The 21,406-nt window shown below is 74.2% G+C and carries 22 protein-coding genes; 16 read left to right on the forward strand and 6 right to left on the reverse strand.

Annotated elements, in window-relative coordinates; genetic code table 11:
* Positions 1-2: 2 nt before the first annotated feature.
* Complete coding sequence (locus tag AC1DQC_RS10120) at positions 3-482, reverse strand: P-loop nucleotide/nucleoside kinase family protein (protein ID WP_477051107.1); 480 nt, start codon at positions 480-482, stop codon at positions 3-5.
* A 91-nt stretch (positions 483-573) separates the two neighbouring features.
* On the opposite strand from AC1DQC_RS10120, the gene AC1DQC_RS10125 reads away from it, so the two are divergent.
* Positions 574-1,605 carry a GNAT family N-acetyltransferase gene (locus AC1DQC_RS10125; RefSeq protein ID WP_477051108.1) on the forward strand — a complete coding sequence of 344 codons (1,032 nt, stop codon included), beginning with the start codon at positions 574-576 and terminating at the stop codon, positions 1,603-1,605.
* A 118-nt stretch (positions 1,606-1,723) separates the two neighbouring features.
* Positions 1,724-2,470, forward strand: a complete 747-nt coding sequence (locus AC1DQC_RS10130) for a lysoplasmalogenase (protein WP_477051109.1) — start codon at positions 1,724-1,726, stop codon at positions 2,468-2,470.
* A gap of 10 nt (positions 2,471-2,480) precedes the next feature.
* Here the strand turns inward: AC1DQC_RS10130 and AC1DQC_RS10135 are convergent, their stop codons facing one another.
* Positions 2,481-4,955, reverse strand: coding sequence for a DNA gyrase/topoisomerase IV subunit A (locus AC1DQC_RS10135; protein WP_477051110.1), 2,475 nt, complete (start codon positions 4,953-4,955; stop codon positions 2,481-2,483).
* Positions 4,956-5,082: 127 nt separating this feature from the next.
* On the opposite strand from AC1DQC_RS10135, the gene AC1DQC_RS10140 reads away from it, so the two are divergent.
* The 4 genes from AC1DQC_RS10140 to AC1DQC_RS10155 are packed head-to-tail and all read left to right on the forward strand — an operon-like array spanning position 5,083 to position 10,292.
* Positions 5,083-7,809 carry a bifunctional acetate--CoA ligase family protein/GNAT family N-acetyltransferase gene (locus tag AC1DQC_RS10140; protein ID WP_477051111.1) on the forward strand — a complete coding sequence of 909 codons (2,727 nt, stop codon included), beginning with the start codon at positions 5,083-5,085 and terminating at the stop codon, positions 7,807-7,809.
* A 49-nt stretch (positions 7,810-7,858) separates the two neighbouring features.
* A complete protein-coding gene (locus tag AC1DQC_RS10145) occupies positions 7,859-8,434 on the forward strand; it encodes a DUF5998 family protein (protein ID WP_477051112.1) in 576 nt (191 codons plus the stop codon).
* On the forward strand, positions 8,431-9,633 hold the full coding sequence (locus tag AC1DQC_RS10150; RefSeq protein ID WP_477051113.1) for an alkaline phosphatase family protein: 1,203 nt from the start codon (positions 8,431-8,433) through the stop codon (positions 9,631-9,633). The genes AC1DQC_RS10145 and AC1DQC_RS10150 overlap by 4 nt, the downstream gene beginning before the upstream one ends.
* Positions 9,633-10,292 carry a thymidine kinase gene (locus tag AC1DQC_RS10155; RefSeq protein WP_477051114.1) on the forward strand — a complete coding sequence of 220 codons (660 nt, stop codon included), beginning with the start codon at positions 9,633-9,635 and terminating at the stop codon, positions 10,290-10,292. Before AC1DQC_RS10150 ends, AC1DQC_RS10155 begins: the two co-directional genes overlap by 1 nt.
* A gap of 4 nt (positions 10,293-10,296) precedes the next feature.
* Here AC1DQC_RS10155 and sepH read toward each other — a convergent pair whose 3' ends face one another.
* A complete protein-coding gene (gene sepH / locus AC1DQC_RS10160; protein ID WP_477051115.1) occupies positions 10,297-11,346 on the reverse strand; it encodes a septation protein SepH in 1,050 nt (349 codons plus the stop codon).
* A gap of 134 nt (positions 11,347-11,480) precedes the next feature.
* Between sepH and AC1DQC_RS10165 the strand changes: the two genes are divergently transcribed.
* The 3 genes from AC1DQC_RS10165 to AC1DQC_RS10175 all read left to right on the forward strand — a co-directional run bounded on the left by AC1DQC_RS10165 (position 11,481) and on the right by AC1DQC_RS10175 (position 13,423).
* Positions 11,481-12,113 (forward strand): trimeric intracellular cation channel family protein, encoded by a 633-nt coding sequence (locus AC1DQC_RS10165; RefSeq protein WP_477051116.1) that lies wholly within the window; start codon positions 11,481-11,483, stop codon positions 12,111-12,113.
* 12 nt (positions 12,114-12,125) lie between these two features.
* Positions 12,126-12,962, forward strand: coding sequence for an inositol monophosphatase family protein (locus tag AC1DQC_RS10170; RefSeq protein WP_477051117.1), 837 nt, complete (start codon positions 12,126-12,128; stop codon positions 12,960-12,962).
* A 161-nt stretch (positions 12,963-13,123) separates the two neighbouring features.
* Complete coding sequence (locus AC1DQC_RS10175; RefSeq protein WP_056090713.1) at positions 13,124-13,423, forward strand: DUF4193 domain-containing protein; 300 nt, start codon at positions 13,124-13,126, stop codon at positions 13,421-13,423.
* A gap of 71 nt (positions 13,424-13,494) precedes the next feature.
* Here AC1DQC_RS10175 and AC1DQC_RS10180 read toward each other — a convergent pair whose 3' ends face one another.
* Positions 13,495-13,962, reverse strand: coding sequence for a DUF3093 domain-containing protein (locus AC1DQC_RS10180; protein ID WP_477051118.1), 468 nt, complete (start codon positions 13,960-13,962; stop codon positions 13,495-13,497).
* 38 nt (positions 13,963-14,000) lie between these two features.
* On the opposite strand from AC1DQC_RS10180, the gene dut reads away from it, so the two are divergent.
* The 4 genes from dut (at position 14,001) to AC1DQC_RS10200 (ending at position 16,392) form a co-directional block, all read left to right on the forward strand.
* On the forward strand, positions 14,001-14,471 hold the full coding sequence (gene dut, locus AC1DQC_RS10185) for a dUTP diphosphatase (protein ID WP_477051119.1): 471 nt from the start codon (positions 14,001-14,003) through the stop codon (positions 14,469-14,471).
* A gap of 64 nt (positions 14,472-14,535) precedes the next feature.
* Positions 14,536-15,291, forward strand: a complete 756-nt coding sequence (locus tag AC1DQC_RS10190) for a DUF3710 domain-containing protein (protein WP_477051120.1) — start codon at positions 14,536-14,538, stop codon at positions 15,289-15,291.
* Entirely contained in the window at positions 15,288-15,656 is a 369-nt protein-coding gene (locus AC1DQC_RS10195; RefSeq protein ID WP_477051121.1) for an OB-fold nucleic acid binding domain-containing protein, read from the forward strand. The genes AC1DQC_RS10190 and AC1DQC_RS10195 overlap by 4 nt, the downstream gene beginning before the upstream one ends.
* A complete protein-coding gene (locus tag AC1DQC_RS10200) occupies positions 15,649-16,392 on the forward strand; it encodes a DUF3159 domain-containing protein (protein WP_477051122.1) in 744 nt (247 codons plus the stop codon). Before AC1DQC_RS10195 ends, AC1DQC_RS10200 begins: the two co-directional genes overlap by 8 nt.
* On the opposite strand, the gene AC1DQC_RS10205 is transcribed toward AC1DQC_RS10200, so the two are convergent.
* Positions 16,325-16,999 (reverse strand): potassium channel family protein, encoded by a 675-nt coding sequence (locus tag AC1DQC_RS10205; RefSeq protein WP_477051123.1) that lies wholly within the window; start codon positions 16,997-16,999, stop codon positions 16,325-16,327. The two genes, AC1DQC_RS10200 and AC1DQC_RS10205, sit on opposite strands and share 68 nt — an antisense overlap.
* Positions 16,996-17,643 (reverse strand): potassium channel family protein, encoded by a 648-nt coding sequence (locus tag AC1DQC_RS10210; protein ID WP_477051174.1) that lies wholly within the window; start codon positions 17,641-17,643, stop codon positions 16,996-16,998. Before AC1DQC_RS10210 ends, AC1DQC_RS10205 begins: the two co-directional genes overlap by 4 nt.
* A gap of 107 nt (positions 17,644-17,750) precedes the next feature.
* On the opposite strand from AC1DQC_RS10210, the gene AC1DQC_RS10215 reads away from it, so the two are divergent.
* The 3 genes from AC1DQC_RS10215 (at position 17,751) to AC1DQC_RS10225 (ending at position 21,259) form a co-directional block, all read left to right on the forward strand.
* Positions 17,751-19,754 (forward strand): APC family permease, encoded by a 2,004-nt coding sequence (locus AC1DQC_RS10215; protein WP_477051124.1) that lies wholly within the window; start codon positions 17,751-17,753, stop codon positions 19,752-19,754.
* Complete coding sequence (locus AC1DQC_RS10220) at positions 19,744-21,012, forward strand: class I SAM-dependent RNA methyltransferase (RefSeq protein WP_477051125.1); 1,269 nt, start codon at positions 19,744-19,746, stop codon at positions 21,010-21,012. Before AC1DQC_RS10215 ends, AC1DQC_RS10220 begins: the two co-directional genes overlap by 11 nt.
* A 79-nt stretch (positions 21,013-21,091) precedes the next feature.
* Positions 21,092-21,259 (forward strand): translation initiation factor 2, encoded by a 168-nt coding sequence (locus tag AC1DQC_RS10225; RefSeq protein WP_477051126.1) that lies wholly within the window; start codon positions 21,092-21,094, stop codon positions 21,257-21,259.
* The last annotated feature ends 147 nt before the right edge of the window (positions 21,260-21,406 follow it).

A 21,406-nucleotide genomic window follows, 5' to 3' on the forward strand; every position in this document is an offset into this window, starting at 1 on the left:
CCTCAAGCGACGGGGTCGTCGAACGACCGCAGCTCGTCCTCGTCGGGCGGTTCGACGACCCGCGCCCACGCCTCGAGGTGCTCGCGCGTGATCGGCGCGGCGGTCCACTCGCCGGACGCGGTGCGGCGGTCCGCCCGTCGGACGAGCTCGTCGATCGGCGCGGACAGGTAGTGCAGCTCCACCGCCGCGCCGAGGGCGCGCGCGCCGAGCCGCTTCTCGTCCCGCTCGGCCCGGGCCCAGTGGCCCCACTCGAGGATGACGCTCTGCCCCTGCCCGAGCAGGTCCTGCGTGAGGTCCCACAGCAACGCCTCGACACGGACGCGAAGGTCGTCGTCCCACACGTCGCCGCCGAGTCGCGTGACCCACGCGTCCTTGTCGAGCCGGATGGCGGGCAGCTCGGCTGCCATCCGGCGGGCGAGCGTGGACTTGCCCGAGGCCGGCAGACCGCAGATCAGGACGAGGCGCGCAGAGGACGTCGACACGCGAGCCATGCTGCCGGAGTGTCGGACCGGCAGCATCATCGGAGCCGATTCTGGTTGCCGTGACGGTGCGGCTGCGGGGAGGGTGGTCGTCGTGACCGCCACTGAGCTTGCGCCCATCACCGAACGCGCCGCCGCGCCCGAGGTCGCCCCGCTGCCCGCGGACACGCCGGGTCTGACCTGGCGCCCGCTGACCCGGGCGGACGTCCCCGAGCTCACGAGGCTGCTCAACGCTGCCGAGGAGACCGACGGTGCGCCGTTCCGGACGGCGGCGGAGGAGGTCGACGAGGAGTTCGAGGGCGACTGGAAGGACCACGCGCGGGACACGCTCGCGGGCGTCGACGCCGACGGCGTGATGCGTGCGTACGCCCGGGTCAACCAGCCCCCGGGCGACGCGCGAGTGGTCCGAGCGTTCCTGGACGGCGCCGTGGACCCGCAGTGGCGCGGGCGGGGGATCGGCCGGCAGGTGCTCGCGTGGGAGGTGGCGCGCGGGCGGCAGGTGCTCGCCGCGTCCGGCAAGGAGCTCCCGGCGCGGCTCGCCTCGTTCACCCACGACGGTGCCGACGCGACGGAGCGGCTGCTGCGGGCGGGCGGGTTCTCGCCGGTGCGGTACTACTCCGACATGCGGCGCCCGCTGGACGTGGCGCTGCCGCCGATCGAGGTGCCCGACGGGTTGCGCATCGTGCCGTGGAGCCCGGAGCTGGACGAGCAGGTGCGGCTGGCGCACAACGAGGCGTTCGCCGACCACTGGGGGAGCGAGCCCCGCACGGCGCAGGAGTGGGCGCAGGGGCGCAGCATGTTCGCTCCGACGTGGAGCTTCGTCGCCGTGGACGACGCCACGGGCGAGGTCGCCGGCTACCTGATGTCGGCGAAGTTCGAGCACGACTGGCCCGTGATCGGCTACAAGGCGGGCTACACGGACCTGCTGGGCGTGCGCCGCGCGTGGCGGGGCCGACGACTGGCGCCCGCCCTGCTCGCCACCGTCATGGAGGCCTACCGGGCCGACGGCATGGACATGGCGGAGCTCGCCGTCGACACGGCGAACCAGTCAGGCGCCCACCGGCTGTACGAGGCCTTGGGCTACGCGGTGTTCCACAGCGCGACCCTGTTCTCCATCGAGCTCTGAGCCGCGCGTCGAACCGCACCGCGGCGGCGTCCGCGCGGGTTAGCATCGGCGCGGCGGGACGACGAGGTCCTGCCGTTTCTGTCGCCGGACGAAGGTGTTCGGCCTCGAGGAGGTCGCCGTGGGACGCTCGTTGTCCATGGCCGCGCGCACGTGGGTCGCGGTCTTCGTCGTGCTGGTGCTCGTGCAGCTGACCGCCCAGTGGGCGGGCGCCGACGACGTCGCGACGGTGAGCCAGTGGCTGCTGATGCCGGCGCTCGCCGCGGTCGTGGCCTCGGCGACCCGTTGGCCGCGCGGCCACCTCGTGACGTGGGTGCTGGTCGCGCTCGGCTTCTCGTGGCTCGGGGACCTCGTGCCGTCGTTGGTCGGCGACGACGCCGCCTTCCTCGTGATGGTGGGCTTCTTCCTGCTCGCGCAGGTGGCCTACGTCGTGGCGTTCGCCCCGCACGTCCGCCGTTCCGTCGTCTACCGCCGCCCGCTCCTGGTGCTGCCCTACGCCGGTGTGCTCGTCGCCCTGGTGGCCGCGTGCGCGCCCGGGGCGGGGAACCTGCTGGTGCCCGTCGCGGTCTACGGCGGCGTGCTCACGGCGATGGCCGTGCTCGCCACGGGCCTCGGCCGGCTGGCGGCGGTCGGCGGGGCGGTCTTCCTGCTGAGCGACAGCCTCATCGCACTCGAGGCGTTCGTGCCGTCGTGGCACCTGGGCGGGCAGGGCTTCTGGGTGATGCTGACGTACGTGCTCGGGCAGGGTCTGCTCGCGGCCGCGGTGGTGGTCCGGAACGCGGCCGAGCGGCGCGCGCCCGCACCGCGACCGGTCCGCACGTACGTCCAGCGGCCGCCGGTGCCCGACAACGTGGTGGCGCTCGTCTGAGGCGGCGGCGTCAGCCGATCGCGTGCACCGGTGCCGCCAGCGCGGTGCCGGACATGTCCCGACGAGGGTCCACGGGCGGCAGCTCGACCGGCTGACCMGCCGAGCCGGTGGCCCACGCCGGCGCCGGGCCCACCCACGCGAGGATGAGCGCATCCTCGTTGCGCAGGAACCGGTGCGCCCGGACCCCGCCGGTCGCGCGGCCCTTGCCCGGGTAAACGTCGAACGGCGTGACCTTGGCCGAGCCTGCCTGCGTGCCGGGCAGGGCCGCGGAGGCTCCGGCGACCGTGACGACGACCGTGCTCGCCAGCTGGTCGGGACGCACGGCGCCGAGGGCCACCACGCGCTGGCCGGCGCCGAGCTTGATGCCCGCCATGCCTCCCGCGGCCCGGCCCTGCGGCCGCACGGCGGAGGCGGGGAAGTGCAGCAGGGAGGCGTCGGACGAGACCAGCACGAGCTCGTCGGCGTCGGTGACGGCGGCGACGCCGACCACCTCGTCGCCGTCCTTGAGCGAGATCGCCTCCCAGGCGTCGCGGTTGCCCGGCACGTCACCGGACGCGACGCGCTTCACCGTGCCCTGCACGGTGGCCAGGGCCAGCGTGGGGGCGTCCGCGGCGAGCGAGGTGAGCCCGACCACCCGTTCACGGGGCAGGAGGGTCACCACCTCGCCGAGGGGGACGCCGCCGGACAGCGTCGGGGCGCCGTCCGTCGGGGGCAGGCCCGGCAGGTCGAGCACGGAGGCGCGCACGATGCGGCCCTGCGAGGTCACCACGCCGATCTCGGCACGCGCGGTCGCGGGCACCGCGGCCGACACCACGTCGTGCTTGGCGCGGCGAGCGCCCTCGACCCGGGGCGGGAGGTCCTCGGACGCCGTGCGGGCCAGCAGGCCGGTCCCGGACATGAGCACCCAGCACGGGGTGTCGGCGATCTCGAGCGGAGCGGCCGCGCCGCGGGCAGCGGGCGCGCCGGTGATCGAGGTGCCGCCGGCCGACTCGAGCAGGATCGTGCGCCGCGGCGTGCCGTACGTCGCAGCGACGTCCGCCATCTCGTCGGAGACGAGCGCGCGCAGCCGGGCGTCGTCGGCCAGGATCTCGCGCAGCTCCGCGATCTCCTCGGCCAGCTGCTGCTGCTCCTTCTCCAGCTCGATCCGGGAGAACTTGGTGAGCCGGCGCAGGCGCAGCTCGAGGATGTACTCCGCCTGGGGCTCGGACAAGTCGAACACGCTGCGCAGGCGGGCCCGCGCCGTGTCGGCATCGTCGGACGTCCGGATGACCTGGATGACCTCGTCGATGTCGACGATCGCGACGAGCAGGCCCTCGACCAGGTGCAGGCGCTCGAGCCGCTTGGCCAGCCGGTACGAGGAGCGGCGGCGGACGACGACGAGCCGGTGCTCGACCCAGACGACGAGCAGCTCGCGCAGCCCGAGCGTGCGGGGCTGGCCGTCGACCAGCGCGACGTTGTTGATGGAGAACGAGTCCTCGAGGGGCGTGTACCGGTAGAGCTGCTCCAGCACGGCCTCGGGGTGGAAGCCGGTCTTGATCTCGATGACGAGCCGCAGGCCGTGCTGGCGGTCCGTGAGGTCGACGGCGTCCGAGATGCCGGAGAGCTTCTTGGACTGCACGCCCTCCTTGATCTTCTCGATGACCTTCTCCGGGCCCACCGTGTACGGCAGCTCGGTGATGACGATGCCCTTGCGCTTGGGCGTGACGTTCTCGATCCGCGCGGTCGCGCGCGTGCGGAACGCCCCGCGCCCGGTGCGGTACGCCTCGCGCACGCCGTCGAGGCCGACGATCTTGCCGCCGGACGGCAGGTCGGGACCGGGGACGAACCGCAGCAGGTCCTCGAGCGTGGCGTCCGGGTGCATCACCAGGTGCCGGGCGGCGGCGACCACCTCGACCAGGTTGTGCGGCGCCATGTTGGTCGCCATGCCCACGGCGATGCCGGCGGCGCCGTTGACCAGCAGGTTCGGGATCGCGGCGGGCAGGACCTCGGGCTGGGTGAGCTTGTTGTCGTAGTTGGGTACGAAGTCGACGACGTCCTCGTCGAGACCCGTGGTCATGGCCAGCGCGGCCGGCGCCATGCGTGCCTCGGTGTACCGGGGCGCGGCCGGGCCGTCGTCGAGCGAGCCGAAGTTGCCGTGGCCGTCGACCAGCGGCAGGCGCAGCGAGAACGGCTGGGCCAGGCGCACCATCGCGTCGTAGATCGCGGCGTCGCCGTGCGGGTGCAGCTTGCCCATGACCTCGCCGACGACGCGCGCCGACTTCACGTACGGGCGGTCGGGGCGCAGGCCCATGTCGGACATCTGGAAGAGGATGCGGCGCTGGACGGGCTTGAGGCCGTCCCGGGCGTCCGGGAGCGCGCGCGAGTAGATGACCGAGTAGGCGTACTCGAGGAACGAGCCCTCCATCTCGGCGGCGACGTCGATGTCGACGATGCGCTCGACGAGATCCTCGGGCGGGAGGTCGGGGGTCGCGGGGCGACGCGCCATGGGTGCTGCTCCTCGGGGGGCCGGTCTGCGGTGCGGCGACCATTGTGGACCGTGCCGGCCCCGCGACGGGCCGCGGCGCGCGGGTCCGACGCCCCGGCGAGCGGCGGGTCGCACTACCGTGGCGGGCATGGCAGACGTCACGGCCGACGAGCCTCCTCGACCGGTACCCGCGTACCCGGCCGCGTGGGAGGCGGACGTGGTGCTGCACGACGGCTCGACCACGCACGTGCGCCCGATCCGCCCGCAGGACGCCGACGCGCTCCAGGCGTTCCACGTCGGTCAGTCCGAGCGGTCGACGTACCTGCGCTTCTTCGCCTCGCTCGAACGCCTTCCCGACCGCGACCTCGAGCGCCTGGTGAACGTCGACTACGTCGACCGCGTCGCGCTCGTCGCGGTGTCCAGCGGCACCGACCCGGACGCCGTCGAGCAGATCATCGGCGTCGCCCGCTACGACCGGATCGGCGACGACGAGGCCGAGGTCGCCTTCAACATCGCCGACGCCCACCAGGGGCGCGGGCTCGGGTCGGTGCTGCTCGAGCACCTCGCCGCCGCGGCGCGCGAGCGAGGCGTGCGCAGGTTCGTCGCGGAGGTGCTGCCGCAGAACGGGCGGATGATCTCGGTGTTCCGCGAGGCCGGGTACGCGGTGCGGCAGGTCACCGAGGACGGCATCGTCGCCGTGGGGTTCGACATCGACCCCACCGACCGGTCGCTGGCGGTGATGGCGGACCGCGAGCACCGGGCCGAGGCGCGGTCCATGCGGGACCTCCTGCACGCCAGCTCGGTGGTGGTCGTCGGGCCGGGCGACGACGGTGGCGGCACGCTCGGCGGGCTCCTCGCGCAGAGCGTGCTGGCGGACCTGCAGGCGGGTGACCCGTCGGTGGTCGTGCACGCGGTCGGCGTGCCCGGCTCGGCGCAGCACGCGCGGCTCGCGGACGTGCCCGGGCCGGTCGAGCTCGCGGTCGTCGCGGTGCCGGCGGAGCAGGCGAGCGACGTGGTCCGCGAGCTGTCGCGGCTCGGCGTGCGCGGCGTCGTGGTGCTGAGCGCCGGGTTCGCGGAGCAGGGCCCCGACGGGCTGGACCGGCAGCGCGCGCTGCTCCGGGCGGCACACGGCGCGGGCATGCGCGTGGTCGGACCGAGCTCCTACGGGATCGTCGCGACGAGGGACGGCGGGCTGCAGCTCAACGCCTCGCTCGCGCGCACACCCCCGGCGCCGGGCCGCGTCGGCCTGTTCTGCCAGTCCGCGCCGCTCGCGGTCGCCCTGCTGGCCGCGGTGCGGCGCCGGGGGATCGGCGTGTCGCAGTTCGTCTCCGCCGGGCACCGCGCGGACGTGTCCGGCAACGACCTCATGCAGTTCTGGGCCGACGACGACGGCACGGACGTGGTCGGGCTCTACCTGGAGTCGCTGGGCAACCCCCGCAAGTTCTCCCGGGTCGCGCGGCGGCTCTCGCTCATCAAGCCCGTGATCGTGGTGACCGCGGGCCGGTCGGGCCAGGTGGTGCCGCCCGGTCACGCGGTCCGCCCCACGCACGCCCCGCCCCGCACGCTCGCGGAGGTCCTGCGCCAGTCGGGCGTCGTCCGCGTGGAGAACACCCACCAGCTGCTCGACGTCGCCCAGGTGCTCGCCCACCAGCCGCTGCCCGCGGGTCGGCGCACCGCGATCCTGGCCAGCTCCGCCTCCGTCGCGGCGCTGGTCGCCGAGGCGGCCGCCGTCGCGGGCCTGGTGGTCAGCGGGCACGTGCAGCTGCTGCCGGAGGACGCCACTCCCGAGCGGGTCCGCGAGGCCGTCGACGAGCTCTACGCGGACCCGGACAGCGACGTGGTCGTCGTCGTGCGCATCCCGACCGTCGGTGGGCCGGACGACGTGCTGCAGCGGGCCGTGGCCGAGGCGGCCGCCCGCTCGGGGCGGACGACGGTGGCCTGCATCTACGACCTGCACGGCGTCACCCCGGAGCTCACGGCGGACGACGCGGACGGCCGGCGCTGGACGGTCCCCGCCTACAGCACGCCGGAGGACGCGGCGCTCGCGCTGGGCCACGCCACGCGCTACGCCCAGTGGCGCGCGGGGGACCGCGGGCGTCCGCTGCACCCGGCCGGCGCCGACACCCGGGTCGCGCGCCGCCTCGTGGCCGGCTGGCTCGCCAACGAGGGCACGGGCGAGACGGCGCTCGCGCTCGACAGCGCCCGGACCGCGGAGCTGCTCGCCACGGTCGGCGTGGCGGTGCTGCCCTCCATCCGGGTGCGCGACGCCGACGACGCCGTCGCGGCCGCGGAACGCCTCGGGTGGCCGGTGGCGCTCAAGACCACCGTCGCCGCCCTGCGGCACCGCGCCGACCTCGGCGGCGTCCGGCTCGACGTGGCCGACGAGGCGGAGCTTCGGGCGGACGTGGCCCAGGTGCTCGCGCTCGCGGCGGGCCAGGAGTCGGCGGACGGCGACGAGCCGCTCGAGGTGCAGGCGATGGCCCCGCACGGGTCGGCCTGCGTGGTGCGCTCGGTGGAGGACCCCCTCTTCGGCCCGATCATCAGCTTCGGTCTCGCCGGCGACGCCTCCGACCTGCTCGGCGACGTCGCCTACGGCGTGCCCCCGCTCACGGACGTGGACGTCGCCGAGCTGATCCGCTCCGCGCGGGCCGCCCCGCGTCTCTTCGGCTACCGCGGGCTGCCGCCGCTCGACGTCGCCGCCCTGGAGGACCTCGTCGCCCGGGTCGCGGTGCTCGCCGACGACCTGCCCGAGCTGCGGTCGCTCGAGCTCAACCCGGTGGTCGTCTCCGAGCACGGCGCGGTCGTGCTGGGCGCGCGTGCGGCGGTCTCGCACGCCGACCGGGCGGACGCGACCCGCCGGCTCTCGAGGGTGTGACGCTGTGCGCGCTCGCAGGAGACCGCCGTCGGGGTGGGAGGATGGGCGGGTGCCCGCTGCTGCTCCCGCCCTGCACCACGATCTCCACCGTGCCGGCTACTACCCGGAGCTCGTCGTCGACGTGCTCGACGTGGCCCTCGCCGACGAGGAGGTCGTGGCCCACCTGGTCCACCCCGAGACGACGTTCGACGCCGCCGAGGTCCGCCGCCACGTCACCGTCCTGGTGCTGACGCCCACGCGGCTGGTCGTCGCGCACGTCGACGACCACCCGGCCGACTCCGAGCACCCGTCGGCGTCCGCGTCGGCGACCACCGAGGCGGTGCCGCTGGCGGAGCTGACCTCGGTCGCCCTCACCCACGTGGTGCCGCTGCCCGAGAAGCACGTGCCCGGGCAGCCGGCGCAGGAGCTCACGCTCGTCATCGGCTGGGGCGCGGTGTCCCGGGTCGACCTCGAGCCGGCCACCTGCGGCGACCCCAGCTGCGACGCCGACCACGGGCTCACCGGGACGCTGGCGCCCGACGACGTCGTCGTGCGCGTGAGCTCCGCGGCCGAAGGGGTCGACTCGGTCCGCGCCGCCACCGCGTTCGCGCGGCAGCTGTCGGCGGCGAGCGCGCGCGCCCGATGACGGACCTCGAGGCGCCGACCGCGCTGTCCACCGCGTCCGCGGGTGCGCGTGCTGTCCTGGAGGCGGCGGACCTGGTGGCGCCGGGCTCGGACTACCCGTGCCTCGGCCACGTGCTCCCCGCCGTGGCCGGTGCCCTCGGCGTCGACGGCGTCGACGGGTCGGCCGCCTCGCAGGAGCTGCTCGGGCTGCCCTCGGCGTCCCGGGTCTGCGTCGTGCTCGTCGACGGGCTCGGCCACACCAACCTCGCGGAGCGTGCGGGGCACGCGCCCTTCCTGCGGCGGCGGCTCGGCGAGACCACGCCGCTGACCAGCACGTTCCCCTCGACGACGGCGACCGCGATGGGCACCTTCGGGGTCGCGCTGCCGCCGGGACGCACCGGGATGCTCGGCTACACCGTCCGCGACCCGGAGACGGGCCAGCTGGGCAACCTCGTCAGCTGGACCGGGCTGCCGCCCGCCCGCGAGTGGCAGCGGGAGACCACCGTCTTCGAGCGGCTGGTCGGCGCCGGGACGACCGTCACCAGCATCGGCCCCGCCCGGTTCTCCGGCTCGGGGCTGACCGAGGCGGCCCTGCGCGGCCCGACCTACCGGGCGGCCGAGTCGCTCGCGGCGCGGGTGGACGCCACGGTCGACGCGCTGCGCCGGCCGGGCGTCGCGTACCTGTACTGGGGCGACGTGGACAAGGCCGGCCACCACCACGGCTGGGGTTCCTGGCAGTGGGGCGACGCCCTCGCCGAGCTCGACGCCGAGCTCGGTCGGCTCGCGCGGATGCTGCCGCGCGACACCGTGCTGGTGGTCACCGCCGACCACGGGATGGTCGACGTGGACCGCGCGGCACGCTGGGACGTGGGGACCGATCCGGTGCTCGCCGCCGGCGTCGACCTCGTCGCGGGGGAGCCCCGGGCGCTGCACCTGCACCTCGAGCCCGGCACCGAGCCGACGGCGGTCGCCGACCGTTGGCGCGAGGCGCTGGGCGCCGCCGCGGTGGTCGTCACCCGCGCCGAGGCCACGGCGGCGTCGTGGTTCGGCGAGATCTCGGCGCACGTCCGGCCCGTCATCGGCGACGTCGTGGTGGCGATGACCGGCCGCGCGACGGTCGTCGACTCGCGGACGCAGAGCCCGGCGTCCCTGGACCTCGTCGGCGTGCACGGGTCGCTCACCCGCCACGAGATGCTCGTCCCGTGCCTGGTGGTCGCCTGATGGCCGAGCTCGTCTTCTTCTCGGGCACCATGGACAGCGGCAAGTCGACGCTGGCCCTGCAGATGCACCACAACCACGCGGCGCGCGGGCGGGACGGGGTGCTGTTCACCCGCCACGACCGCGCCGGGGCCGCCACCATCTCCTCCCGGCTCGGGCTCACGCAGCGCGCGCACGAGGTCGACGACACGACGGACTTCTGGGCGGACGTCATCTCCCGCCGCACGCACGGCCGGCCGGTGGACTACCTGATCGGTGACGAGGCGCAGTTCTACACCGCGGAGCAGGTGGAGCAGCTGGCCCGGGTGGTCGACGAGCTGGGCGTCGACGTCTTCGTCTTCGGCATCTCGACGGACTTCCGCGCGCGGCTGTTCCCCGGCGCCGCCCGGCTGGTCGAGCTGGCCGACCGCGTCGAGGTGCTGCAGGTCCGCGCGCTGTGCTGGTGCGGCTCACGTGCCACGCACAACGCCCGCACGGTCGGCGGCGTGATGGTGGTCGAGGGCGCGCAGGTCGTCGTGGGCGACGTCCAGCCCGGCGCCGACGAGGTGGCGTACGAGGTGCTGTGCCGTCGGCACCACATGCGTCGGATGACGGCCGCGGCCGCCCGCGCATCCTCGTTCACCCCGCAGACGCTGGCGTCCGCGGACGAGCTGGCCCTCTAGCGGGTCACTCCGGCTTGGCGCCGAAGACGATCTCGTCCCAGCTGGGCACCTTCGCCCGGCCGCGTCGCGCCCGCGGGCGCTCGGCGTCGTCGAGCTCGGCCGCGCCGGACGCGGCGGCGGCCGGCGTGGTGACGGGCTCCGGGAMGGCGGTCGGCGGGGGATAGACGACGGCCTCGTCCTGGGCGTGGGCAGGGTGCGCGCCCGGGACCGGGGTGTCCAGCCGGCCGAAGTCGAACGCGTGCTGGGGACCGAAGCCCTCGAACTCCTCGGTGTCGTCGTCCTCGTCACCCACCTCGACCGCCTGGCGCACGCCGCGTCGGCTGCGGAGGTCGTCGAGCAGGGAGGCGGTCTGCTCCTGCGGGTCGGGCGTCGGCTCGACCACCTCGGCGGGGGCGTCGTCGTCGTGCCGCAGCGTGGGCCCGTCGCCCTGGAAGTCGAAGACGACGTCGCGGACGGCCGCGAGGTGCCGCCGGGACACCGGCTCGTCCGCGATCTCGGTCTCCGACAGCCAGCGCGCCTCGTCCTCGTCGGCGACCACGGTGCGCTTGGCCGGGTCGAACGTCCAGCGGGCCTCGTGCTGCGTGTCGCCGACGGCGAACCGTGCCAGCACGACCCAGGGGCCGGAGGCGTCGCGGGCGGCGTCCCACGCGAGCGACGCCAGGTCGACGCCGCGCGCCGCGAGCCGGTCCGTGACCAGGTCGCCCAGGGTGGGCGCGCCGACGTCGCGGCCGACGCGGGTGCCGCGGGCCTGCTCGGCGATGTGCTCGCGCTCGGCGAGCACCGGACCCTCGTACCGGCGCACGCGCTCGACGGGGAGCCCCGCGTCGTCCGCGACCTCCTGCGTCGTCGCGCCCGCGCGGATGCGCGCCTGGATCTCCCGGGGGCTCAACGTCCCGGCGCTCTCCGCGCGCAGCTGCTCCAGCTGCGGACGGTCGCGGCGCACGGCCGCGCGCAACGGTTCGTCGATGCGCAGGCGGAACCGCGCCCCGTCGGGGGCCACCAGGACGAGGTGCTCCCCGTCCTCGTGCAGACCCACCAGCTCCAGCTCACCCATGCGACCTCCCGGTACCTCGGGTCGAGCCTGCCACCGATCGGCCGCCAGGGCGTGCACCCGGGTCGGTGCGCCGCGCAACGGCACACCGACCGGGGTCCACGGCGGGCGTGCGCTCCRCTGCGATGATCGCCCCCGTGAACACGGACATCCCCCTCGAGCCCGTGCTCGAGCTGATGGGCGTGTTCGTCGGCGCGATGTCCGGGGCGCTCGCCGCCGTGCGCAAGCAGTTCGACGTGTTCGGCATCATGGTGCTCGGCTGGGCGGCCGGTCTGGGCGGCGGCATGCTGCGCGACGTGCTCATCGGCGCGGTCCCGCCCGTCGGCATCTCGAACTGGCGGTTCATCGTCACCGCCGTGGCGGGCGCGACCGTCATCTACTTCTTCCACCCGCGGCTCGAGCGCGCGCGCCGGTTCATCGTCGTGCTGGACGCCGGGGCGCTGGCGCTGTTCAGCGTCGTCGGCACGATCAAGGGGCTGGAGTACGGGACCACCCTGATCGCGGCCGTCCTCGTGGGCGTCATGACCGGCGTGGGCGGCGGCATGCTGCGCGACCTGCTGTCGGGCGAGGTGCCGGTGGTGCTCCACCACCGGCAGCTGTACGCCATCCCGGCCGTGCTGGGCTCGACTGTGACCGCCTTCCTGTGGTGGCTCGGCGTGGTGACCCCGGCCGCCAGCGTCGCCGTGGTGCTCGCGGTGTTCGGGCTGCGCGTGGGCGCCCTGCGGTTCCAGCTCAAGGCCCCCGGCCCGTGGCGCGGCACCGTCCGCTGACAGGATGGGGGCGTGAACACCGACGACGTCCGTCCGCTCGTGCACGTGGCCGAGGTCCTGGCCCGCGAGGCCGGCGCGCTGATCCTCGACGGTCGGCGGCGGCACGTGTCCGTGGCGGCGACGAAGACCAGTGCGCAGGACGTGGTGACCGCGATGGACCTCGCCTCCGAGGCGCTGCTGCGGCGGCGGCTGGCGGAGCTGCGACCGGACGACGGGATCCTCGGCGAGGAGGAGGGCTACGAGCCGGGCACGTCCGGCGTCACCTGGGTGGTGGACCCGATCGACGGCACGGTCAACTACCTCTACGGGCTCCCGGCGTACGCGGTGTCCGTGGCCGCGGTGTCCACGCCCGACGGCTCCGGCCCTCCCGACCCCGCCACCTGGACCGCGCTGGCCGGCTGCGTCTTCGCTCCGGAGGACGGCCGGACGTACACGGCGGGCCGTGGCCTGGGCGCCTGGCTCGACGGGCGTGTCCTGCGCGTGAACGTTGCGCGTCCGTTGATCGACTCCTTGGTGGGCACCGGCTTCGGATACACCGCGTCCCGGCGCACGTCGCAGGCTCGGATCGTCGCGGAACTGTTGCCGCAGGTACGTGATATTCGTCGCGTCGGATCGGCCGCGCTGGACCTCTGCACGCTCGCCGCGGGCGGTCTGGACCTCTACTACGAGCGCGGCCTGCAGCCCTGGGACCTCGCCGCGGGTGCGCTCGTGGCCCAGGAGGCAGGTGCGCAGGTCACGGGCCTGCGGGGGCAGCCGGCGCAGGAGGCCATGACCGTGGCCGGTTCGGCCGAACGGGTGACCGAGCTGATCGGCCTCCTCGAGGCGCTCGGGGCCGATTCCGACGGTTGAAAACGCTCCCACGGGCAGTGTGACGAAAATGGTCGTGCGTCCGGTTCGCTCGGGGATCGAAAGTGGTGCAGAATCCCACCGCGCGCGGGAACAAAAAGCGCGTCGCGTGCATTGATCCCGCGTACGAGATTCCATCCAGACCACGGAGTGTGACGCCACACATGGCTACCGACTACGACGCCCCGCGCAAGACCGAGGAGGACCTGAGCGAGGACTCGCTCCAGGAGCTCCAGGCTCGGCGCTCCGACAAGAACTCGGGCGTGGTGGACGAGGACGAGACCGAGGCGGCCGAAGGGTTCGAGCTCCCGGGCGCGGACCTCTCCGGCGAGGAGCTCTCCGTGCGCGTGCTGCCTCGGCAGGCGGACGAGTTCACCTGCTCGAGCTGCTTCCTGGTGCACCACCGCAGCCAGCTCGCCTACGAGCGCGACGGCCGTCCCGTCTGCTCGGAGTGCGCCGCCTGAGCGCATCCTGCGCACCACGACCGACCGGAGGGCCGGTCACCCCGCACGAGGGGTGACCGGCCCTCCGGCGTTCAGGCTGCGAGGGCGGCGGCGAGCTCTGCCGGGTGACGGGTCGAGACCACCCAGTACGGCGTCGGGTCCGCGGGGTCGCGCAGCTCGACCCGGACCGCGGTGTGGATCCAGCCGCGCAGCACGAGGTGCGCCCGCGCGTCGAGGCGCGGCCCGAGCTCGGTCTTGGTCGCCGCGGCGTCGAGCGCCACGGCCGGGCCGAGCAGCGCGACCGGGATGTGCGCGTCGCCCGCGCGGAACGTCCCGTCGCGGACCTCTACCCGGGGCGCGGCCACGGCCAGGAGCGCCGCGCCGGCCCCGACCACCGCGACGCCGACCACCAGGGCGAGGCGGACGTCGACCGGCAGGAACGCGATCGACATCATGACCGCGAAGACCACCAGGAGCACCCAGCCGAGCGGGCCGAGCCAGAGGCGCTCGGCGTACGGAGCGGCGGTGGGCAGCCGGGAGCGGTGCGGGGCGTCGGGCATGCACCCAGCATCCCATCCGGCGGGTAGGGTCTGGCCCCGTGACGGCCGATCCCAGCACCGAGGTGCTCCTGCTGCGCCTCGACCCCGACCTTCCTGCACCCGCATACGCGCACCCGGGCGACGCCGGCGCCGACCTGGTCTCCAGGATCGACGTCGTCATCCCGCCGCAGGGACGTGTGACGGTCCCCACGGGCGTGGCCATCGCCCTGCCCGACGGGTTCGCCGCGTTCGTGCACCCCCGGTCCGGCCTGGCCATGCGCCACGGGCTCACCATCGTCAACGCGCCGGGCACGGTCGACGCCGGCTACCGCGGCGAGATCGCCGTGACCTTGCTGAACACCGACGTGGAGCACGCGCTCGAGCTCCACCGCGGCGACCGGATCGCGCAGCTCGTGGTGCAGCGCGTCGAGCGCGTCCGCTTCGTGGAGGTCGAGCACCTGCCCGGCTCCCACCGCGGTGCCGGCGGCTTCGGCTCCAGCGGCGGCTGGAAGGCTGCACCGACCGCGTAGGTCGGGACTACTGTCGACTTGTAGGCAACTGATGCGCGCGAGCGCGTCGAAGAGGAGTGAGCACGTGGCGCTGTTCCGGCGTGGTGGGAAGGATCCCGCCACCGATGACGCGGTGGAGACGGAAGCCGGCACCGACGCGGCGACCGAGGCTGCCGACGAGACGAGCACCGACGCGCCCGAGGTGATCGAGCGCACCGGCGGCCCGTGGGACGCCTCGCAGGTGGACGACGACGTGCCCCGCGTAGACCTGGGCGCGATCCTGCTCCCGGGCGTGCAGGGTATGGAGCTCCGGATGGAGATCGACAAGGCGACCGACGTGGTGTCGGCGGCGTCGATCCTGCTCGACGGCTCCTCGCTGCAGGTGCAGGCCTTCGCCGCCCCGCGCACCGAGGGGATCTGGGACGAGATCCGCTCGGAGATCGCGGAGTCCGTGACGCAGCAGGGCGGGTCCGCCGACGACCTGCCCGGCCCGTTCGGCCGCGAGCTGCTGGCCCGCCTGCCGGTCCGGACGCCCGAGGGCCGCACCGGCCACCGCCCCGCCCGGTTCATCGGTGCCGACGGCCCGCGCTGGTTCGTCCGCGGCGTGGTGACCGGACGGGCCGCCGTGGACCCGGCGGCCGCGACCGCCCTCGAGCAGGTCTTCGCCGGCATCGTCGTGGTGCGCGGCACCGACGCGCGCCCGCCCCGCGACCTGCTCACGCTGCGGCTGCCCGGCCCGGGCACCCCGAACCTGGAGGCCGCCGAGGCCGACCAGGAGCAGCCCGCCGCCCCGGACTTCGACCCCCTGACCCGGGGCCCTGAGATCACGGAGACCCGATGAGCCTGAAGGAACGGCTGAAGAAGGCCGTCGCGTCCCAGGCCGAGATCGAGGCCGACGAGGAGCGCGCCGACGCGCACCGGTCCGTCGGGTGCACGCCCGTCGACCAGCTGTCGGACCGCTCGCGTGCGAGCGTCTCGGGCGTCATCCGGTCGGTCACGCTGCGCCCGCGGGACGGCGTGCCCGCGCTCGAGGCCGAGCTCTACGACGGCAGCGGCTCGCTGGACCTGGTCTGGTTGGGCCGGCGCGAGATCGCCGGCGTCACCCCGGGCCGGCGCCTGAAGATCGAGGGCCTCGTGTGCCTGATCGACGGCCGGCGCACCGTGTTCAACCCGCGCTACGAGCTGCGGCCGCGTCCCGGTGAGTGACCCGGAGCGACCGCTCGACGCCCTCGACGACGTGGTGCCGCCCGAGGAGGGTGGCCTGCGCGGGATGCGCGCGCTCACGGCCGAGCAGTTCTCCGCGGCCGATGCGGTCGGCGGGGTGCGCGGGGTCGTCGAGTCCGTCGCGCCCGGCCTGCTGTTCGTCGTCGTGTTCATCGCGTCCGGTCAGCGGCTCGCGCCCGCGCTGATCGCCGCCTCGGCGGCGGCCGTCGTCGCCGTGATCGTCCGGCTCGTGCAGCGCACGCCCGTGACCCAGGCGTTCTCCGGGCTGCTCGGGGTCGGGATCGGCGTGATCTGGGCCTGGCGGTCCGGGGACGCCTCGAACTACTTCGCGTACGGACTGTGGGTCAACGTCGTCTACCTCGTCGGGACGCTCGTGTCGATCCTCGTGGGCTGGCCGCTCGTCGGGCTCGTGATGGGCCTGTTCCGTCCCGAGGGTCCGCTGTCGAGCAACGGCTCGTGGGGCGCCGCCGTCGCGTGGCGTGCCGACCCCGCGCTGCGTCGTCGCTACGCGCTGGCGACGTGGCCCTGGGTGGCCATGTTCGCGCTGCGGCTCGTCGTGCAGGTGCCGCTCTACCTGGCCGACCAGGTCGCGTGGCTAGGCACGGCGAAGCTGGCGATGGGGCTGCCGCTCACCGCGCTGACGCTGTGGCTCAGCTGGTCGCTGGTCCGCGGGTCAGCAGCGCTTCCAGCTCGGCCTCGTCCGCTTCCCGAGCCGTGACGAACAGCAGCTCGTCGCGGCCCTCGAGCGTGTCGTCCGCACTGGGGGCGATCGGGCGCGCGTCCCGCACGATGCAGGCGAGCACCGTGTCGGCGGGCCACTCGATCTGACCGACGCGCACGCCGGCGAGCGGCGAGTCCTCGGGCAGGGTGAGCTCGAGGATGTCCGCGCGGGACTGGTGGAACGTGAAGATCCGCACGAGGTCGCCGACCGTGACGGCCTCCTCGACCATCGCCGTCATGATCCGCGGCGTCGAGACGGCGACGTCCACGCCCCAGGCCTCGTCGAACATCCACTCGTTCTTCGGGTTGTTCACGCGCGCGACCGTGCGGGGGACGCCGAACTCGGTCTTGGCCAGCAGCGAGATGACGAGGTTCGCCTTGTCGTCGCCGGTCGCCGCCACGACCACGTCGGCCTCGTCGGCCTTGACCTGGCGCAGGGTGGGCAGCTCGCAGGCGTCGGCGAGCAGCCACTCGGCGTCGGCCACCTGCGAGACGCGCATCGCGGAGGGCTGCCGGTCGATGAGCGTGACCTCGTGCGCGTGGCCCAGCAGCTCGCGCGCGATGGAGCGTCCGACGGAACCGGCGCCCGCGATGACGACCCTCATGCCTCCACCGCCGGCGGCGTGGTGAGGACCCGTTCGACCAGGGCGGACGTGTCCGCCCGCATGAGCACGTGCACGGTGTCGTTCTCCTGCAGGACGGTGGTGGACGTCGGCAGGATGCCGTCGCCGTAGCGGGTGACGTAGGCGACGCGGGCGCCGCTGGCCTCCTCGAGGACGCGGAGCGGCTTGCCCACCCAGCCCTCGTGGATGTCGATCTGGGAGAGCTGGATCTGGCCGGACGCGTCGCGGTACTCATCCGTCGCGCCCATGGGCAGCAGGCGGCGCAGCACCTGGTTGGCGGTCCAGCGGACCGTGGCGACGGTCGGGATGCCGAGCCGCTGGTAGATCTCGGCCCGGTGCGGGTCGTAGATGCGAGCGACCACGTTCTCGATGCCGAACGTCTCGCGCACGACGCGCGCCGCCAGGATGTTGGAGTTGTCGCCGTCGGACACCGCGGCGAAGGCGAAGGCGTCCTCGATGCCGGCCTGCGTGAGCGTGTCGCGGTCGAAGCCGAGACCCGTGACCTTGTTGCCACCGAAGTCCACCAGGCGACGGAACGCCTCGGGGTTCTGGTCGATGACAGACACGGAGTGGCCGTTGTCCTCGAGGCTCTTGGCGAGCGTCGCCCCCACCCGGCCGCAGCCCATGATCACGAAGTGCACAGTGCGGCACGCTATACCGTGCTGCACCCGTCCGGCGCGCGCATCGTGGCCTGTGGTGTGGAGGGCCCCGGGCGGGCCTAGCATTGCGCATCGTGTCGGACCTCTCGGATGCCGCCAAACGCCTGTTGCTCGGACGTCCCGTCCGCAGCGACCTGCTCGGCCACACGCTCCTGCCGAAGCGCATCGCGCTCCCGGTGTTCGCGTCGGACGCACTCTCGTCGGTGGCCTATGCGCCCGACGAGATCCTGCTGACGCTCTCGCTGGCCGGCGCCGCCGCCCTCGTCGTCTCCCCGTGGGTCGGCCTCGCGGTGGTCTTCGTGATGGTGGTCGTCGTCGCGTCGTACCGGCAGAACGTGCACGCGTACCCGTCCGGCGGCGGTGACTACGAGGTGGCCACCACCAACCTCGGCCCCAACGCCGGCGTGACCGTGGCGAGCGCCCTGCTGGTCGACTACGTGCTGACGGTCGCCGTGTCGATCTCGTCGGGAGCCCAGTACGCCGCCACGGCGTTCCCGCCCCTGCGCGGGCACGAGGCGGCGTTCGCGGTCGGGCTCGTGGTCCTGCTGACCATCGCCAACCTGCGCGGGGTCAAGGAGTCCGGGAGCCTCTTCGCCATCCCGGTCTACCTGTTCATGTTCGCGATCGGCGCGGTCGCGCTGGTCGGCGCGATCCAGCTGTTCACCGGCAACCTGGCGATGGCCGAGAGCGCGAAGTTCGAGCTGGCCCCGTCCGCCGCCTTCGACCAGGGCCTCACCGGCCTCGCCGGCTTCTTCCTCATCCTGCGCGCGTTCGCGTCGGGCTGTGCCGCGCTCACCGGTGTCGAGGCCATCAGCAACGGCGTGCCCGCGTTCAAGAAGCCGAAGTCCAAGAACGCCGCCACCACGCTCGCGCTGCTCGGCGGCCTCTCGATCACGATGATCATGTCGATCCTGCTGCTCGCCCGCGCGACCGGCGTGATGTTCGCCGACGACCCGCAGACCCAGCTGCTGGAGAACGGCGAGCCCGTGGGCACGTCCTACGTCCAGCACCCCGTGATCAGCCAGCTGTCCTCGGCGGTGTTCCAGAGCGCGCCCTGGATGGCGGTCTTCGTGGCGATCGTCACGGGCCTGATCCTCGTGCTCGCCGCCAACACGGCGTTCAACGGCTTCCCGGTGCTCGGTTCGATCCTCGCGCGCGACGGCTACCTGCCGCGGCAGCTGCACACCCGCGGCGACCGGCTCGCGTACTCCAACGGCATCGTCACCCTCGCGCTGGTCGCGATCGTGCTGATCATCGCGTTCGACGCCGAGGTCACCCGCCTGATCCAGCTGTACATCGTCGGCGTGTTCGTGTCGTTCACCGTGAGCCAGCTGGGCATGGTCCGGCACTGGACGCGGCACCTGCGCACCGAGCCGGACCCGGCCACCCGGTCGCAGATGAAGCGGTCCCGGATCATCAACTCGGTCGGCCTGGTGATGACCGCGACCGTGCTCGTCGTCGTCCTCATCACCAAGTTCACGCACGGCGCGTACATCGCGATCCTGGCCATGGTGGTCGTGTTCGTGCTCATGCAGTCGATCCACCGGCACTACGCGCTGGTCCGGGAGGAGCTMGCGCTCGGCGCCGACGCGGAGTCCGCCCGCGCGCTGCCCAGCCGGGTGCACGCGATCGTGCTGGTCTCGCACCTGCACCGGCCGACCATGCGCGCCCTGGCGTACGCCCGCGCCTCGCGACCGCAGGTGCTCGAGGCGGTCACCGTCGGGGTGGACCCCGAGGACGTCGTCGCGCTGCGCGCGCAGTGGGAGGCGCTGAACATCCCGGTGCCGCTGCGCGTGCTCGACTCCCCGTTCCGCGAGATCACGCGGCCCGTGCTGACCTACGTCCGCTCGATCCGGCGCGACAGCCCGCGCGACCTCGTGGTCGTGTACATCCCCGAGTACGTGGTCGGGCACTGGTGGGAGCAGCTGTTGCACAACCAGAGCGCGCTGCGGCTCAAGGGCCGGCTGCTCTTCACGCCGGGCGTCGTGGTCGCCTCGGTGCCGTGGCAGCTGGCGTCCTCCGAGGGGCAGACGGGGCTGGAGGACCCGGTCCGGGGTACCGTTCCGCGTGGCTACTGAGACGTCCGACGACCGCTCGCTCGACCTCGTCGAGCTCGAGATCGGGCCGGTGGCCCACGGCGGGCACTGCGTGGCCCGGCACGAGGGACGCGTGATCTTCGTCCGGCACACGCTGCCGGGGGAGCGGGTCCGGGCGCGGCTCACGGACGCCGGCGAGACCGCCAAGTTCTGGCGCGCGGACGCCGTCGAGATCCTCGAGGCGTCCCCCGACCGGGTGGAGTCCGCCTGGCCGGCCGCGGGTCCCGGGGGCGTCGGTGGGGGAGAGCTCGCGCACGTCGCGCTGCCCGCCCAGCGGGCGTGGAAGGCCGCGGTGCTGGCCGAGCAGCTGCGCCGGCTGGCCAAGCTGGACCTCGACGTGCCCGTGCAGGCGGCGCCCGGCGACGACGAGCGCGGCGGCCTCGGCTGGCGCACCCGGATCGACCTGGTGACCGACGCCGAAGGCCGCGCCGGCATGCACGGCTACCGGTCGCACGACATCCACCTGCTCGACTCCATGCCGCTGGCCAACGAGGCGATCGCGGCGCTCGACCTCTTCGGTCGGCGCTGGACCGGGGGCGCGCGGGTCGAGGCGATCGCACCGTCCAGCGGTGACACGCCCCTCGTGCTCGTCGACGGTGCGCCGTTCGACGTGGGCCGCGGCCGCATGGACGGCCGCCCCAACGCCCGCACGGCCGTGAAGGAGCACGTGCAGCACGGCGAGGTCGGCTACGACTTCCGCGTGGCGGGCGCGGGGTTCTGGCAGGTCCACCGCGAGGCCCCGGACCTGCTCGTCGCCGCCGTGCTGGCCGGGCTCGGGGACGTCGACGGGGCGGCCGTGCTCGACCTCTACTCGGGTGCCGGGCTGTTCACCGCGCCGCTGTCCGACGCCGTGGGAGAGACCGGCGAGGTCGTCTCCGTGGAGGGGGACGCGCGTGCCGTGAAGGACGCCCGACGCAACCTGCACTCGCGCGCCAACGTCGAGCTCCACTCCGGCGACGTCGCCCAGGTGCTGTCGGGCCGGGTGGACGCGGACTCCGACGTCGTGCACGCCGACGCCGTGGTCCTCGACCCCCCGCGCACCGGAGCGGGGCGCAAGGTCGTGGCGGGCATCGCCGAGCTGCGCCCCGAGCGCGTGGTCTACGTGGCCTGCGACCCGGCGGCGCTCGCGCGGGACATCCAGCTGTTCGCCGACGCCGGGTACGCCCTGGCGGACCTGCAGGCGTACGACCTCTTCCCCATGACCCACCACCTCGAGGCGGTCGCCGTCCTGACGCGCTGAGTGGGTGCGGCCCGCGGGGCACCGGGCTAGCGTGGACGGCATCGCCGGACCGCGCGGCCCGGCAGGAGGGAGCGGCACGGTGAGCGAGAAGGACGCGGTCAGCCGGCTGGCCGAGGCCAAGCGGCTGGTGACCCAGGAGCTGCACAAGCAGGGGACGCCCGACTACGACCCGCGCTCGCACCAGCGTGCGATCGAGGCGGAGCGCAAGGCGCAGGACGCGGTCGACGCCGAGGCCGCCCAGCACTGACCCACGCGTCGACGCCGGGCCCCCACGCACGCGCCACGCCGACGTGGACGCGCGTGCGCGGGGGCCCGCGAGCATGTATCTTGATGTCGAGATAATTTGCGACGCCGGCCGCCGTAGGCCGGGACGTCGCACCGCCCCGCGGTCCGG

This window comes from Cellulomonas sp. P4_H12 (assembly GCF_056400905.1).

Bases quoted from the DNA above. Each gene is read 5' to 3' on its own strand.
- AC1DQC_RS10205 (WP_477051123.1), bottom strand. From the start codon at position 16,999: ATGAGGGTCGTCATCGCGGGCGCCGGTTCCGTCGGACGCTCCATCGCG.
- AC1DQC_RS10180 (WP_477051118.1), bottom strand. From the start codon at position 13,962: ATGCCCGACGCCCCGCACCGCTCCCGGCTGCCCACCGCCGCTCCGTAC.
- AC1DQC_RS10210 (WP_477051174.1), bottom strand. From the start codon at position 17,643: ATGGGCTGCGGCCGGGTGGGGGCGACGCTCGCCAAGAGCCTCGAGGAC.
- AC1DQC_RS10195 (WP_477051121.1), top strand. From the start codon at position 15,288: ATGAGCCTGAAGGAACGGCTGAAGAAGGCCGTCGCGTCCCAGGCCGAG.
- AC1DQC_RS10175 (WP_056090713.1), top strand. From the start codon at position 13,124: ATGGCTACCGACTACGACGCCCCGCGCAAGACCGAGGAGGACCTGAGC.
- AC1DQC_RS10155 (WP_477051114.1), top strand. From the start codon at position 9,633: ATGGCCGAGCTCGTCTTCTTCTCGGGCACCATGGACAGCGGCAAGTCG.
- AC1DQC_RS10150 (WP_477051113.1), top strand. From the start codon at position 8,431: ATGACGGACCTCGAGGCGCCGACCGCGCTGTCCACCGCGTCCGCGGGT.
- AC1DQC_RS10140 (WP_477051111.1), top strand. From the start codon at position 5,083: ATGGCAGACGTCACGGCCGACGAGCCTCCTCGACCGGTACCCGCGTAC.